This window comes from Streptomyces sp. NPDC036822, from assembly GCF_055609145.1.
In genome coordinates, this window is record NZ_JBVJPY010000010.1 from 93,458 (window position 1) to 107,641 (window position 14,184).

The window sequence follows — 14,184 nt, forward strand, 5'->3', positions numbered from 1 at the left end:
GCCCCCGCCGGGCCGGTCAGGACTCCGGTGCCCGGCGGGCGCCCCCGCCGCCCCGCTTGCGGCGGCCCATGCGCTGGACGCGCCGCCCTCCCGTGTCACCCGCGCGGCGGCCGTCGAGGCCGATCCAGACGCGGACCTCGGTGCCGCCGAGGACCGAGTGCCCGATGCGGACGTCCCCGCCCGTGGACTCGGCCATGCGGCGCACGATGTCCAGGCCGAGGCCGGTGGAGCCGTCGCGCCGGCCGCTGTTGCCCCGGGCCAGCGCGGCGGCGGGGTCGGGGATGCCCGGCCCGGCGTCGGAGACCAGCACGATGACGGCGTCGTCACCGTTGTGGAGGTCGACGGAGAAGGCGGTGCCCTCCCGGGTGTGCCGGAAGACGTTCCCGAGCAACGCGTCGAGCGCGGCGACGAGTTCGGGGCGGGCGACCGGGATGCGCACCGGGCGCTCGATGCCCGCGACCCGTACCTTGCGGTCCTCGTCCTCGGCGAGCGCCGACCAGAACTCCATCCGCTCCCGGACGACCTCGGACGCGTCGCAGCCCGCGCCCGGGCCGGTCGCCTGCGTCTGGGGCTTGGCGTCCCGCGCCGTACGGATGATCGTGTCGACCTCGCGCTCGAGCTGCGCGACGGCGGCCCGCGTCTGGTCCGCTGCCGGACCGGAGCCCAGCGAGGCCGCGTTGAGCCGCAGCACGGTCAGCGGGGTGCGCAGCCGGTGGGAGAGGTCGGCGGCCAGCTCTCGCTCGTTGGCGAGGAGCTGGACGACCTGGTCGGCCATGGAATTGAAGGCGATCGCCGCCGACTTGAGCTCCGGCGGTCCCTCCTCCGGGACGCGCGCGCCGAGCCTGCCCTCGCCGAGGTCGTGGGCCGCGCCCGCGAGCCGCTGAGCGGGCCGGACCATCCGTACGCCGAGCCGGTCGGCGACGGCGACCGAGCCGACGATCAGGGCGATGCCGACACCGGCCAGGACCAGCCAGGCGGTGGCGACCCCGTTGCTGACCTCGCCCTCGGGGACGAAGAGTTCGACGATCGCGACCCGGCCCGAGCTCAGGGCGGTGGGCTGGAGCAGCACGGAGCCGCCGTCGACCTCGGCGATGGTGGCCCGCCCCAGCTCGCGGGTGGTCCGCAGGTCCTCCTCGCTCGCCCGGCGCGTCCCGATCTCCAGGGCCTTGGCGCCCGGCGCGTCAGCGGCCGGGACGTGGACGGCCATGCGTCCCGCGGCCCCGTCCTCGGTGGTGGCGACGGCGCGGTCCAGCTGTTCGCGGTCGGTGGTGATGGCGAGGACGGGCGCGAGCCCGGCGGCGCGCCGCTCGGCGTTGGAGAAGGCCCGGTCGCTGGCCATCTCCTTGACGACCAGGCCGAGCGGTACGGCGAAGGCGACGACGACCATGGCGGTGACGGCCAGCGACACCTTGACGAGTGCCCATCTCACGGCTGGGTCTCCCGGGGCGGCTCCAGCTTCACGCCCACGCCGCGCAGGGTGTGCAGATAGCGGGGGCGGGCGGCCGTTTCACCCAACTTCCGCCGCAGCCATGACAAATGTACGTCGATGGTCTGGTCGTCCCCGTAGGACTGCTGCCACACCTCGGCGAGCAGTTCCTTGCGGGCCACCACGACGCCGGGCCGTCCGGCGAGGAAGGCGAGCAGGTCGAACTCCCGCCGGGTCAGGTCGAGCGGGGCCCCGTCGAGTTCCGCCTGGCGCCGCAGCGGGTCGATCGACAGGCCGCCGACCTGGATCACCCGGGACGGCGGCGCCTCGCCCGCGGCGGACCGCGACCGGCGCAGCACGGCGGCCATCCGGGCGGAGAGGTGCTCCACGGAGAACGGTTTGGTGAGGTAGTCGTCCGCCCCGTCGTTGAGGAGCCGGACGATCTCCGCCTCGTCGTCCCGCGCCGTCGCGATGATGACGGGGACGTCGGTGATGCCGCGCAGCATCTTCAGCGCCTCGGACCCGTCCAGGTCGGGCAGTCCGAGGTCCAGGATGACCACGTCGAAACGGAAATGGGCGACCTCGCGCAGCGCCTCCAGGGCCGTGCCGACGCTCCGTACGGTGTGGGAGGCGTCGGTCAGGTGCCGGATGAGGGCGGAGCGCACGAACTGGTCGTCCTCGACCACGAGCACACTTGCCATGGGCGGCACCGTACGCCATACGGGGGAACGCGGGACAAGGTCCACCCTCCGCCACGGCGGTGCGCGCGGTGGTGCAGTATGACCCGGATGCGCAGAGGACTCGTTCACGCCCTGGCGTGGTCGCTCGCCACCGGCGCGGCGGTCACCCTCTCCTGGTGGGGGGTGCACACGGTGCTGGCCGGGACGGTCTACGACCCGCCGCGCGCGCTGCCCATCCCGGCCGGCAGCACGCAGGCACCGTCGGCCGCAGCCGGCGATCCGTCGGCCTCGTCGACCCGACGGCCGACGTCCACGCCCACGCCCACACCGACGCCCTCGCCGCCGAGGAAGACGGGCGGCGCTCCCTCGGCGACCCCTTCGCCGGGACCTTCGAGCAAGCCCCCCGCCTCACGGCAGCCGGACGGCGGCGGCGAGGTGAAGGGCTACACCGTGGACGGCGGGCGGGTCGTCTTCGACCTCGGCGAGACCTCGGCCGAGCTGGTCTCGGCGACGCCGTCCTCGGGCTGGACGATGCAGGTCTGGAAGCAGCCGACGTGGATCCGGGTCACCTTCACCCGGGACGGCCGCGAGCTGTCGGTCTTCTGCGTCTGGCACGACACGGCGCCGAGGGTCGAGATCGAGGACCGCTAGGTCGTGTCCGCGGGGGCCCTGTCGATCGTGCCGGGCGTCATCGGAAGGCGGCGGCCGGTGGGGAGGGCGAGGGCTTGGCGCTGGCGTCGGTGACCGGGATCGCTCCCCCGGTGAAGTCGGCGAGAGCCCTTCCGTGTTCGACCCGTCCGGCGTGCGGGTCGGTCGCCACCCGGCGGGTCAGCTCGGCCACCGGCAGCTCCCGGTCGGAGGCGAGGAGGACGGCGTTGCCGAAGCGGCGGCCGCGCAGCACGGTCGGGTCGGCGGCCAGCGCGAGCTCGGGGAAGACGGCCGCGGCCGTGGCGATCTGGCCGCGCAGGTGGGTCAGGGGAGGCCCGTCGGCGAGGTTGGCGGCGTAGAACCCACCGGGCTTGAGCGCTCTGCGGACCTCGGCGAGGAACTCCGTGCTGGTGAGGTGCGCGGGGGTGCGGGCGCCACTGAAGACGTCGGCGATGATCAGGTCGGCCCATCCGTCCTGCACCTTGGCGAGCCCGGCCCGGGCGTCCGTGGAACGGACTCGGACGCGGGCGGCCGTGTCGAGGGGCAGCTCGCGGCGGACCAGTTGGACGAGGGCTCCGTCGAGTTCCACGATCTGCTGGGTGGAGCGGGGCCGGGTGGCGGCGATGTAGCGGGCGAGCGTGAAGGCTCCGCCGCCCAGGTGCACGGCCTGGACCGGCCGGTGGGGCGGGGCTGCGAGGTCGGCGATGTGGCCGAGGCGCCGCTGGTACTCGAAGGAGAGGTGGGCCGGGTCGTCGAGGTCGACGTGCGACTGCGGGGCGCCGTCGATGAGCAGGGTCCAGCCGCGGGGCCGCTCCCTGTCGGGTATGAGCTCGGCGAGACCGCCGTCGACGGTCTCCACGACGGCGGCGGCGGCCGCCGCCCGTTCTCGCTGCTTGTTCCTGGCCACGGACCCCATTATCGACGCCCGCGCGGACGTCCCGCCCGACGAGCCGGGGTGAGCGTGCGAGGGGTGCGGCGGCGAAAGGCGGGCAGGGGGAGGCAGGGTGGCTAGTGGCAGCCGTCGGCGGCCTCGATCAGGCGGGCCGCCTGGCCCAGCGCCTCGCGCAGGACCTCCGGGTCGGTGACCTGGCCTCCGTCGTGGGGCGGCAGCAGCCATCCCGCGGGGCGGGGCGCCCCTCCGGCGGTCGACTCCGGCAGCTCCGGCAGCTCGGGGATGCGCAGGCCGCGGCCGGAGGTCTGCGTACACGCGCTGCCCGGCATGTCCCAGCCCTCGGCGGTGCCGGGCGGGACCAGGAAGCCGAGGGTGTGACAGGCGCCGTCGTGCAGCACCGGTCCGACGAGGGGCGCGCCGCCCCGGCGCAGGATGTCGACGGCCTCCAGGCCCTGCCGGACGGGCACGGTCACCAGGTCGCAGGGCTCGTCGTGCGGGGCACCGGCGTCCGGGGCGGGCAGCTGCCGCGCCGTCGACTGCGATCCGATCTCCACCATGGGGACCCCTCCTCGCTATGAGAAGACACGTTCCGTCTCTCCGCATGGTTCAACGTCCGTGCGCGTCAACGGCTACGGCGGCACGCCGCCGCAAAGGATGGCAGTTCATGGCAGATCGCGAGCGAGATATCCGGTTTGTGGCCAAACTCTGCGTGTGCGTCCGGTGACAGCAGGTACGTTCATGCCCGCCGGAACACCGGTAGCACCAGGAGAGGGCTCGGCCATGGCGATGTCACGGGCAGTTCCCAATCTCGCCTTCCGCAGACTCCGCGGGCGGCACTCGCCGGCGGAGTTCGCCGCCTCGGTCCGCAGGGCCGCGCGGGAGATCGGCGAGCAGGTGGCCTGCGACGCCCGCTACATCGGACGCGTGGAGGCGGGAGAGATCCGCTGCCCCAACTACGCGTACGAGCGGGTGTTCCTGCACATGTTCCCCGGTCTGAGCTTGGCGGACCTGGGGTTCTCGGCGCGGGAGGCGGTACGCGGCCGGCGGTCCGCCGTCGCGGCCGGGCCACCGCCCCCGCCCGCCATCACGACCCGGAACGATGAGGAGAGCGACGTGCTGCGTCGCGCATTCATGACGAGCGGCACCGCCACCGTGGCGGTCGCCTCGCTGGGACTCGCCGGCACGGCCGCCGCGATCCCCGCCCCGCGCGGTACCCACCGGATCGGCGAGGCCGAGGTGCGGGCCGTCGAGGACGCCGTACGGCAGATCCGACTGCTCGACGACCGGCACGGGGCCGAGGGGCTCTACCAGGCGGCGGCCCAGCCGCTGCGGACGGCGTACGCCCTGCTCGACGCGGGCACGGCCGCCCGCCGGTCGACCGAGGACCGGCTGCACGCGGGCGCCGGCGAGCTGGCGATCTCGGTCGGCTGGCTGGCGCACGACTCGGACCGCCTGGACGACGCCCGCTCCTACTACGCCGAGGCGCTCGCCACCGCGCGCGTGGCGGGCGATCCGGCGCTGGAGGCGCACGCGTTCTGCAACACGTCGTTCCTGGCCAGGGACGCGGGACGGTACCGCGAGGCGGTCCGGGCCGCGCAGGCGGGACTGCGGGCGGCGCGGCCCCTGTCCTCTGCCCGGCTGCTTTCGCTGCTGACCCTGCGGGAGGCCGGGGCGTGGGCCGGGCTCGGCGACCGGTCGGCGTGCGAGCAGGCCCTCGGGCGCGCCCACGGCTTCTTCGGGCGGGGCCCCGCCGACAGCGATCCGGAGTGGATGTCGTTCTTCGGGGAGCCGGAGCTGGAGGCGCTGGAGGCGCAGTGCTGGTCGGCGCTCGGCGACTGGGGCCGCGCGGCCCGCCACGCCCACCGCGCGACGGTGCTGCAGAACCCCCACTTCGCCCGGAACCTCGCGCTCTACCGCGCCCAGCTGGCGAGCGACCTCGCGCACGGGGGACGCCGAGACGAGGCGGCGGCGGAGGCGGAGCGGGTGGTGGACGCGCTCGGCGACGTCCAGTCCTCCCGTATCCGCCGCATGCTGGCGACGACCCAGCGACTCCTGGCCACCACCCGCTGACCCCGTCCGCGGCCGGTCCGCGGACGTCCCCCGCCCGCGTCGTATCCGGCTCGCACCCGGCCGTATCCGACGGCTCGCGGGGCGCGGCGGCCGGGCGCTCGCGGTGACGGCGGGCGGCGGGGCGCCGGCCGGGGGCCGGGCGGCCCCTTCCGCGCCCCCTGCCCCGTCCTACTCCATGTGCCCGGTGTCGTTCCAGCGTTCCAGCGCCGGAGCGCCGTACGCCCAGCTCAGGACCGAGAGGCTGGTCGGGTCGAGGCGGATGCGGGAGCCGAAGGAGATGTCCTCGCCCAGCCAGCGGGCGGCGATCGTGCGCAGGATGTGGCCGTGCGCGAAGACCAGGACGTCACGGTCCGCCGACCGCGCCCACTCCACGACCTCGTCGGCCCGCGCCGCGACCTGCTCGCGGGTCTCCCCGTCGGGGACGCCGTCGCGCCAGATCAGCCAGCCAGGACGCAGCTCCTGGATCCGGGCCGGGGTCAGGCCCTCGTAGGCGCCGTAGTCCCACTCCATCAGCGCGTCCCAGTTCTCGGCCCGGTCACCGAAGCCCGCGATCTCGCAGGTCTCCCGCGCGCGCGAGAGCGGGCTGGTGCGTATCTCGAGGTCCGGCAGGCCGTTCCAGGGCGCCCTGTGCAGCCGCTCGCCGAGGAGCTTCGCTCCGCGCCGGCCCTCGTCGAGCAGCGGAATGTCCGTCCTGCCGGTGTGGCGGCCGAGCAGCGACCATTCGGTCTGGCCGTGCCGGGCGAGCAGGATGCGCGGTGCCATGAAGGCTCTCCCTGGGGTACCTCGGGTTCACAGGTGGGGTGCTCCCCCATCATCGCCCACGTGAACGGCGGGCGACGTGGGGGCAACCCCGAGGCCCGTTCCGGCGTCCCCTAGGCCGAGACCCAGGGGGGAACGCGCGTATGAATCCGAGGGCAGCCCGCACCGGGCGGCGGCCACGCTGGTGGAGCGAGCTGCTGCTCATCGCCGTGGTGTACGCCGCGTATTCGGGCGGGCGGCTGCTGGTCCGCGGGGACACGCAGACCGCCGTCGACCACGGCCTCGCGATCCTGCGGATCGAGAAACTGCTCCACCTGAACGCCGAGCACCCGCTCAACCGGCTCTTCACGGACACGCCCGCCCTCGGCATACCCGCCGACTTCGCGTACGCCTCCCTGCACTACCTCGTCACCCCTGCCGTCCTCGTCTGGCTCTTCCGCCGCCGCCCCGCCCGCTACCGGGCGGCCCGCACCTGGCTCATGGTCTCCACCCTCCTCGGCCTGGTCGGCTTCACCCTGCTGCCCACCTGCCCGCCCCGGCTGCTCGACGCGAGCCACGGCTTCGTCGACACCATGGCCCAGTTCAGCTCGTACGGCTGGTGGGGCGCGGAGGCGAGCGCGCCGCGCGGCATGGGCGCGATGACGAACCAGTACGCGGCGATGCCGAGCCTGCACGTCGGCTGGGCGCTGTGGTGCGGGGTGATGCTGTGGCGGTACGGGCGTACGCCGACGTCCAAGGCCCTCGGTGCCGCCTACCCGCTCCTCACCGTGATCGTCGTCATGGGGACGGCGAACCACTACTTCCTGGACGCGGTCGCCGGGGCCGCCGTGATGGGGCTCGGCCTGCTGCTGACGGCGCCCGCGACCCGGCTCGTCGACCGGATCCGGGACCGGCTGCGCCTTACCGTCGGAGGCGGGCGTTCCCCTCTTGTCAGTGGGGGATGCGAGACTTCGGCGGGTGAGCGATTCCCTGGGCAGCGGAGCTCCCCGTCCTCCGCAGACGACACTCCGGCACCGGCTCGCTGAGCTGCGCGGAGCGGCCGCCGTGCCGCGTCCGCTGGATGCGCGGGCGCTGGCGGCCCTGGCCGCCAATCCCGGCTGCCGACGGCGCGCGCTGCTCGACGGAGCGGGGGTCGACAAGACCGCGCTGGCCTCGAAGCTCGGCTCGCCGGCCGCCTTCGGGCAGTCGCAGTTCGCGTTCATGCGGGGCAACGCCTTCGAGGCGAAGGTCAAGGCGGACGGCGGCCGTGAGCTGCTGCGGCTGCTCGGCATCGAGGAGCCGGGGGCGGTGCGCGTGCCCGATCTGGCGGCGGCCGGGCCCCAGGGACGGGCGGCCCGTACGGCGCTCGCGCTGCGCGAGGCGACCGCGGCCCGGGAGTGGGCGCTGCTCGACCATCCGATGCTGGCCCTCGACGTGGCGGGTTCGCCCGCCTATCTGGAGCCGGACGCGGTCGTGGTGCACCCCGACGGGCGGTGGACGGTCGTGGAGATCAAGTCGTTCCCGATGATCGACGGGGCGGCGGACGCCTCGAAGGTCGGCGCGGCCGCCCGCCAGGCGGCGGTGTACGTCCTGGCCCTGGAGCGGGTGGCGGCGCTCACGGACGGCGCTTCGGTGGCGCACGCGGTGCTGCTGGTCTGCCCGAAGGACTTCTCCAACCTGCCGGCCGCCTCCGTGGTGGACGTGCGCAAGCAGCTGTCGGTGACCCGCCGTCAGCTGGCCCGGCTGACGCGGATCGAGGAGATCGCGGACGCGCTGCCGGACGGGGTCACCTTCGACGTGGAGGGGTGTTCGGCGGAGCAGCTGGCGGCGTCGGTCGAGGCGGTGCCGCACGCGTACGCCCCGGAGTGCCTGTCCTCCTGCGAGCTGGCCTTCCACTGCCGGGAGCGGACGCGGCTCTCGGGAGCGGTGGAGGCGCTGGGCCGGTCGGTGCGCGGCGAGCTGGGCGGGCTGACCACGATCGGGGAGGTCCTCGCGGCGGCGCGCGGCGAGGCGGGCGACCCGGACGATCCGACCGTGGACGCGGTGCGCCGGGCGGCGGCCCTCAGGGCGGAGGCGCTCGCATGTCGCTGATCTCCACCCTCGCCCGGTTCGAGGCGGTCGAGTCGGGCCGGGCCCAGCCGTTGGCCACGGTCCGGCACCGGCACGTGTCGGACCGTCCGCTCGTCCTCGTGCCGCTGACCACGGCGGGCGAGGCGGGCGCGCCGCTCGGCGCCCTGGTCGGGACCGACCCGGAGGAACCGCGGCTGCTCGTGGTCGCGCAGCCCCGCGACCGGGATCTGCGGTTCGCGTTCCTCGCCGACCTGGCCGGGGAGGTCCTGCCGTACATCGACGCCTTCACCGGCGTGGTCGAGGCGGCGGAGAAGAGCGAGACCGATCCCGAGACCGGCAAGAAGGTCAAGGTCGAGGTCGAACTGTGCGCGGACGCGCCGCAGTTGATCGTGCCGAGCCGGGCGGGCGTCGAGTACGTCCGGCTGCTCGGGCGGTCGACGCGGTTCCGGCGGACCGTGGAGCAGGACCCCGAGACGCCGTACCCGGCGCCGCCGCGCGTGCCGCTGCTGGGCCGCTGGCTGACGCACTTCGGGGAGCGGGCGCGGGTTCCGGGGTCCTCGCTGCTGCTGTCCGCGACGGATCTGCTGAACCGGCACTGGGCGACGGGCCAGTCGTCCCTGGAGGACCAGCACCTGGGGGCGCTCCTGGCCTGGATCGATCCCCCCGAGGGGGAGTCGGGCGCGGAGGCGGCGCTCCGGGCCGAGCTGGGCCGGGACCGGGACGGGCAGCTGCTCTGTCCGCCGGCCGGGCCCGCGACCGACCCGGCCTTCGACAACCGGCTGCTCGCGCCCGCCGTCGAGCGGTTCGACCGGGCACGGCAGGCGCTTGCGGCGGCCGAGGACGGCGAGAGCGCCGACGAGCGGCTGGGCGAGGCGCACCGGGCCGAGCGGGAGATCCGCCGCCTGATCGCCTCGCAGCTGAAGCCGACCTGGGACGCGGTGTGGCGGGCGATCGAGCTGACGCGGGAGCTGCCGGTGGGGTCCCGGGTCGCGGACCGCTGGACGCGGGACCGCTGGTCGTTCACCGCCCACCGCGACCGGGTGGTGGCCGGCGAGCCGCCGCAGCCCCGCCGGGACGACGCGGTGACGGCGGCGCAGAAGCTGGCGGCACGCGAGTCCGCGCAGGGGCAGTTGGAGGCGCAGGAGGCCCTCGACGATCCGCTGGTGCTCGCCGGGCGGCGGCTCGCGGGTGAGGCGTTCGTCGCCGAGGTGGTGGAGGTGACGATGGCGTGGTCGGAGTCGAAGCGGCCCTCGCCGCGCCCGCTGCTCACGGTCCGCACGGACGACCGGCCGCATCTGGCCGAGCGGTCGAAGGTGTACCGCTCCCTGGAGGGCAAGCCGCAGACGGCGGAGTTCGTGCGCCACGAGGAGGACGGCTCGCTGGTGCTGCGGATCACGGACCGGATGGGGCGGTCGAAGGAGCCCGCCGAGGGTTCGGTGCCGGAGAAGGGTGAGCGGATCGCCTGGACGCTCTTCGAGCACGACCAGCGGGTGGGCGCGAAGCTGCCGGATCCGGAGGAGACGCCCTGGACGCACGGCGGGCCTCCGCGCTCGGACGTCGCCGAACTGCCCGACACCGTGACCAGGGAGGACCTGCTGTGAGCTTCGATCCCGGGGCGGAGGCCGCCCGGGCGACGGGCGCGATCCTGGCCGACACCCTGCACGGCGACGCGCGCGGCGTGGTCGTCGACTCCCCGCCGGGCGCGGGCAAGTCGACGCTCGTGGTCCGTGCCGCGCTCGAACTGGCGGCCGCCGGAAGGCCGTTGATGGTGGTCGCGCAGACGAACGCACAGGTGGACGATCTGGTCCTGCGGCTCGCGGAGAAGGAGCCGGACCTTCCGGTAGGGCGGCTGCACTCCAACGACAGCGACCCCTACGACAAGGCGCTCGACGACCTGGAGAACGTACGCACGTCCTCGAAGGCGGGTGATCTCGCCGGTCTGGACGTGGTCGTGTCGACGGCCGCGAAGTGGGCGCACGTGAAGAACGTCGAGCCGTGGGCGCACGCGATCGTGGACGAGGCGTACCAGATGCGCTCGGACGCCCTGCTCGCCGTGGCGGGGCTCTTCGAGCGGGCGCTGTTCGTGGGGGACCCGGGTCAGCTGGACCCGTTCTCGGTGGTCGGCGCGGAGCAGTGGGCGGGGCTTTCGTACGACCCGTCGGCGAGCGCGGTCTCGACGCTGCTCGCGCACAATCCGGAGCTTCCGCAGCACCGGCTGCCGGTGTCGTGGCGGCTTCCGGCGTCGGCGGCCCCGCTGGTGTCCGGCGCGTTCTATCCGTACACGCCGTTCCGCAGCGGAACGGGCCACGGGGAGCGGCGGCTCTCCTTCGGGGTGGCGTCGGACGGCTCGGGTCCGGACCGGGTCCTGGACGAGGCCGCCGAGTCGGGCTGGGGTCTGCTGGAGCTGCCGGCCCGGAACACCCCGCGCACGGACCCCGAGGCGGTGCGGGCGGTGGCGCTGGTGGTGCGCCGCCTGCTCGACCGGGGCGGCGCCGCCGTCTCGGAGCGGGGCCCCGATCCCGTCCCGCTCACCGCCGACCGGATCGCGGTCGGCACGGCCCACCGCGACCAGGCGGCGGCGGTGCGGGCGGCCCTGGCGGAGCTGGGTGTCACGGGCGTGACCGTGGACACCGCGAACCGCCTCCAGGGCCGGGAGTACGACGTGACGGTGGTGCTCCACCCCTTGTCAGGGCGTCCGGACGCCACGGCCTTCCATCTGGAGACGGGGCGCCTGTGCGTGCTGGCCTCCCGTCACCGCCACGCCTGTGTGGTGGTCTGCCGCGCGGGCGTCCCGGAGCTCCTCGACGATCATCCGTCGACGGAACCGGTCCAGTTGGGCGTGACGATGAAGTTCCCGGACGGCTGGGAGGCGAACCACGCGGTCCTCTCCCACCTCGCGGAACACCGGGTCTCCTGGCGCCCGTAGCAAGACCCCTCCGGCCGGCCCGGCGGAGGGGTCCGCCGAGGCGTCAGCGGAGCCCCGGGGACACCGCCCTCACCAGCCAGGCCGAGCTGCGCAGCGCGACGACGCCGTCCCCGGTCTCGAAGCGACGGGCCGCTCCGGTCAGGCCGGCCCGGGCAGCGGCGAGGGCGGCCGGGTCCGCCTGGTCCACCATGTCCGCGAACGCTCCCCAGCTCAGGAGGAAGTCGGCGGCGGCCTCGGCGCCCGGGCCGAGCGCGACGGTCGTCTCGACCCGGTCCACGGTCACGTGCCGGAACCCGGCGCGGGTGAGCACTCCGGTGAGGTGGTCCGGATCCGCCAGCGCGTGCACGTCGCGCACGGCCGGTGCGGTCGGTGCGGCCCGGCGGGGGCTCGCCGCCGCGAGCACGGTGGGCAGGTCGTTGCGTTCCGGCGGGCCGACGGTGGTGAAGACGAGCCGTCCGCCCGGCCGCAGCGCCCGGCCGACGTGGGCGAACGCGGCGACCGGGTCGGCGAAGAACATGACGCCGAACCTGCTGATCACCACGTCGAAGGCGGCCTCCGGGAAGGGGTGGACCTGGGCGTCGCCCGCCGTGAAGGTGATGTTGCGGAGACCTTCGGCGGCGGCGAACCTCCGCGCCCGGTCCAGCATCGGCTCCACCACGTCGTTCCCGAGGACGTGCCCGTCACGGGCGCGACGAGCGGCCTCCCGGGTGGTGGAGCCGTATCCGCACCCGATGTCGAGGACGTGCGCGTGGGGGTCGATCACCGCGGCGTCGAAGAGCGGCGCGTCGAAGCCGCCGCTGACCCTGTCGTAGCGCTCCGCGTCGGCGGTACGGTCGATCGCGTGAAGGTCCATCGCCGTCTCCCTCGTCAGGCCGTGGCGGCGGGTCGCGGGGCGGCCGACGCCAGGGTGAGGAGTTCGTCCACGGCCCACTGGTCGTCGACGTGTTCGCCGTACTTCGCGGCGATGATCCGGCCGTCGCCGCCGATGAGGAAGTCGGCGGGAAGGCCGAGGCGGCCGCCTCTCGGACGGAGAACGGGCGGCTTCTCGCGGCCGCGCAGGAGGCCCCAGGTGCCGATGAGGACGGCCCGGGCCATCGGGCCCCACGCCCGGGGAGAGAGCAGGGCCCGGGGCGCGGACTCCACCCCGAACGCGGTGTAGAGCAGCTTGTCGGGGTCGGCGACGACCGGGAACGGCAGGCCGTCCAGGTGCGGGCGCAGCTCCTCGGCAGGGGAGTGGAAGACGACGACCTCCCGGATGCCGGCCGCCTCGATCTCCTCGTACCGGCGGACCACCGACCGCAGGTGCAGGTGGCAGACGGGGCAGCCGGCGAAGCGCCGGAACTGGAGGTGGACGAGCCGTTCGGGGTCCGGGACGGCGACCGGCGGGCCCAGAAGCGGGGCGAGGGTGCGGACGGGGGTGGTCGAGCCGGGCCGCAGGGGTCCTCCGGGCATGCGCATGGGGCACCTCTCGTAGGCGTACGGCGTACTCCTAACAGCGTAGGCGTAGGGCGTACGCTGTCAACCGTCATGCCACGCCCGCGTTCCCTCACCCAGGACCAGGTGGCCGCCGCCGCCCTCGCCGTCATCGACCGCGACGGCCTCGCCGGCCTCTCGATGCGTACGGTCGCCAAGGAACTCGCCCTCAGCACGATGGGGCTCTACCGGTACGTCGCCGACCGCGAGGAGCTCGAAGGGCTCGTCGTCGAGCGGGTACTCGGCTCCGTCGACCCCGCCCCGCCCCCTGCCGGACCTTGGCCCGAGCGGGTGGAGGCCATGGTCCGGCGGCTGCGCGACAGCGTGCGCGCCCATCCCGCCGCCGTCCCGCTCACCGTCACCCACCGGCACCGGCTGCCGGGACTGCTGCGCTGGTCGGAGACGGTCCTCGGGCTCCTCGCCGAGGCGAGCGTCGAGGGCGACCGGCGCGTCGTCGCCCTGCGCGGGCTGCTGTCGTACGTCGTCGGGGCGATCCAGCTGGAACACCTCGGCTCCCTGTCGGGCGCGGGCACGGTGGTCATCTCCGAGCTGCCCCCGGACCGCTTCCCCTACATGGCCGAGGCCGGTCGCCGCGCGCGCGGGATCGACGCCGACCGGGAGTTCTTCGGTGGGCTCGCGGTGTATCTGCGCGGCCTGCGCGACTGACGGCCACCCGCCCTCTTGCGCGAGGCGGGACAATGGAAGTCGGCGGCCCGGGTGTCCGGGCCGCGTGCGTGCGAGGAGGAGAAGGACGATGGCGGAATCCGCGGAGCGGAACGGACAGCGGCGGCTTCGGCCCGCACCGCTGGTCTTCGAGCCTGCCGAGGCGACCGCCGACCCCGAGCACTTCTTCGACCTGGAGTCGATGGAGGACCCCCGCGAGCTGCTCGCCCGGGCGACGGAGCTGACGCTCGCGTTCCGCGCGGCGACGGACCGGGCGACCGAGTTCCAGGCCATCGCGGCGGCGCAGCTGGCCGATCCGCGGCGCTTCGACCGGCTGACCCCGGCGGACGTCGCCGAGCGGGCGGAGTGGACCGAGGACTATGCCGTCCGGATGATCGAGTTCGGTCGCGACCTGATCCGCGACGGCGGCCGCCCCGAGGGGGACTGATCGCCCGGGAGCGAGGCCCCCGGATCCTGTGCGCCCTCCGCGTGCGCCCCCTGACGCGCCTCTGTCACCACCCCCCTGGCATATGCCGAGGCGAAAGATACTCCTCCCGTACCCTCGCTGTCCGAGTTTCGCTCAACTCTCTGAAACGAA

15 protein-coding genes are annotated in these 14,184 nt (G+C 74.7%); 8 read left to right on the plus strand and 7 right to left on the minus strand.

Annotation, left to right across the window (positions count from 1 at the left end; all coding sequences use genetic code 11):
* Window positions 1–16 precede the first annotated feature (16 nt).
* Both ACZ68P_RS22780 and ACZ68P_RS22785 read right to left on the minus strand, forming a co-directional pair.
* Complete coding sequence (locus ACZ68P_RS22780; protein WP_471008957.1) at window positions 17–1,429, minus strand: HAMP domain-containing sensor histidine kinase; 1,413 nt, start codon at window positions 1,427–1,429, stop codon at window positions 17–19.
* The gene (locus ACZ68P_RS22785; protein ID WP_471008959.1) at window positions 1,426–2,127 is read right to left on the minus strand and encodes a response regulator transcription factor; all 702 of its coding nucleotides are present in this window, start codon (window positions 2,125–2,127) and stop codon (window positions 1,426–1,428) included. The genes ACZ68P_RS22780 and ACZ68P_RS22785 overlap by 4 nt, the downstream gene beginning before the upstream one ends.
* 78 nt (window positions 2,128–2,205) lie before the next feature.
* Between ACZ68P_RS22785 and ACZ68P_RS22790 the strand changes: the two genes are divergently transcribed.
* Entirely contained in the window at window positions 2,206–2,757 is a 552-nt protein-coding gene (locus tag ACZ68P_RS22790) for a hypothetical protein (RefSeq protein ID WP_471008962.1), read from the plus strand.
* A 37-nt stretch (window positions 2,758–2,794) separates the two neighbouring features.
* On the opposite strand, the gene ACZ68P_RS22795 is transcribed toward ACZ68P_RS22790, so the two are convergent.
* Together ACZ68P_RS22795 and ACZ68P_RS22800 are read right to left on the minus strand one after the other, a co-directional pair.
* Entirely contained in the window at window positions 2,795–3,670 is an 876-nt protein-coding gene (locus ACZ68P_RS22795) for a spermidine synthase (protein ID WP_471008964.1), read from the minus strand.
* A gap of 92 nt (window positions 3,671–3,762) precedes the next feature.
* Window positions 3,763–4,203 carry a hypothetical protein gene (locus ACZ68P_RS22800; RefSeq protein ID WP_471008966.1) on the minus strand — a complete coding sequence of 147 codons (441 nt, stop codon included), beginning with the start codon at window positions 4,201–4,203 and terminating at the stop codon, window positions 3,763–3,765.
* A 223-nt stretch (window positions 4,204–4,426) separates the two neighbouring features.
* On the opposite strand from ACZ68P_RS22800, the gene ACZ68P_RS22805 reads away from it, so the two are divergent.
* On the plus strand, window positions 4,427–5,716 hold the full coding sequence (locus ACZ68P_RS22805; protein ID WP_471008968.1) for a tetratricopeptide repeat protein: 1,290 nt from the start codon (window positions 4,427–4,429) through the stop codon (window positions 5,714–5,716).
* Window positions 5,717–5,884: 168 nt separating this feature from the next.
* On the opposite strand, the gene ACZ68P_RS22810 is transcribed toward ACZ68P_RS22805, so the two are convergent.
* Window positions 5,885–6,478: a histidine phosphatase family protein gene (locus tag ACZ68P_RS22810; protein ID WP_471008970.1), complete on the minus strand. Its 594-nt coding sequence runs from the start codon at window positions 6,476–6,478 to the stop codon at window positions 5,885–5,887.
* Between the two features lie 140 nt (window positions 6,479–6,618).
* Between ACZ68P_RS22810 and ACZ68P_RS22815 the strand changes: the two genes are divergently transcribed.
* The 4 genes from ACZ68P_RS22815 to ACZ68P_RS22830 are packed head-to-tail and all read left to right on the plus strand — an operon-like array spanning window position 6,619 to window position 11,450.
* Window positions 6,619–7,500, plus strand: a complete 882-nt coding sequence (locus tag ACZ68P_RS22815; RefSeq protein ID WP_471008971.1) for a phosphatase PAP2 family protein — start codon at window positions 6,619–6,621, stop codon at window positions 7,498–7,500.
* Window positions 7,433–8,545 carry a hypothetical protein gene (locus ACZ68P_RS22820; RefSeq protein WP_471008974.1) on the plus strand — a complete coding sequence of 371 codons (1,113 nt, stop codon included), beginning with the start codon at window positions 7,433–7,435 and terminating at the stop codon, window positions 8,543–8,545. The genes ACZ68P_RS22815 and ACZ68P_RS22820 overlap by 68 nt, the downstream gene beginning before the upstream one ends.
* The gene (locus tag ACZ68P_RS22825) at window positions 8,536–10,125 is read left to right on the plus strand and encodes a hypothetical protein (RefSeq protein WP_471008977.1); all 1,590 of its coding nucleotides are present in this window, start codon (window positions 8,536–8,538) and stop codon (window positions 10,123–10,125) included. Before ACZ68P_RS22820 ends, ACZ68P_RS22825 begins: the two co-directional genes overlap by 10 nt.
* Window positions 10,122–11,450, plus strand: a complete 1,329-nt coding sequence (locus ACZ68P_RS22830; protein ID WP_471008978.1) for an AAA domain-containing protein — start codon at window positions 10,122–10,124, stop codon at window positions 11,448–11,450. Before ACZ68P_RS22825 ends, ACZ68P_RS22830 begins: the two co-directional genes overlap by 4 nt.
* A 43-nt stretch (window positions 11,451–11,493) precedes the next feature.
* Here the strand turns inward: ACZ68P_RS22830 and ACZ68P_RS22835 are convergent, their stop codons facing one another.
* Together ACZ68P_RS22835 and ACZ68P_RS22840 are read right to left on the minus strand one after the other, a co-directional pair.
* Window positions 11,494–12,303, minus strand: a complete 810-nt coding sequence (locus ACZ68P_RS22835) for a class I SAM-dependent methyltransferase (RefSeq protein WP_471008979.1) — start codon at window positions 12,301–12,303, stop codon at window positions 11,494–11,496.
* A gap of 14 nt (window positions 12,304–12,317) precedes the next feature.
* Window positions 12,318–12,902 (minus strand): peroxiredoxin-like family protein, encoded by a 585-nt coding sequence (locus tag ACZ68P_RS22840; RefSeq protein ID WP_471008980.1) that lies wholly within the window; start codon window positions 12,900–12,902, stop codon window positions 12,318–12,320.
* Window positions 12,903–12,977: 75 nt separating this feature from the next.
* Here ACZ68P_RS22840 and ACZ68P_RS22845 point away from each other — a divergent pair, with 75 nt between their 5' ends.
* Together ACZ68P_RS22845 and ACZ68P_RS22850 are read left to right on the plus strand one after the other, a co-directional pair.
* The gene (locus ACZ68P_RS22845; RefSeq protein WP_471008982.1) at window positions 12,978–13,589 is read left to right on the plus strand and encodes a TetR/AcrR family transcriptional regulator; all 612 of its coding nucleotides are present in this window, start codon (window positions 12,978–12,980) and stop codon (window positions 13,587–13,589) included.
* 88 nt (window positions 13,590–13,677) lie between these two features.
* Window positions 13,678–14,034: a hypothetical protein gene (locus ACZ68P_RS22850; protein WP_471008983.1), complete on the plus strand. Its 357-nt coding sequence runs from the start codon at window positions 13,678–13,680 to the stop codon at window positions 14,032–14,034.
* Window positions 14,035–14,184 lie beyond the last annotated feature (150 nt).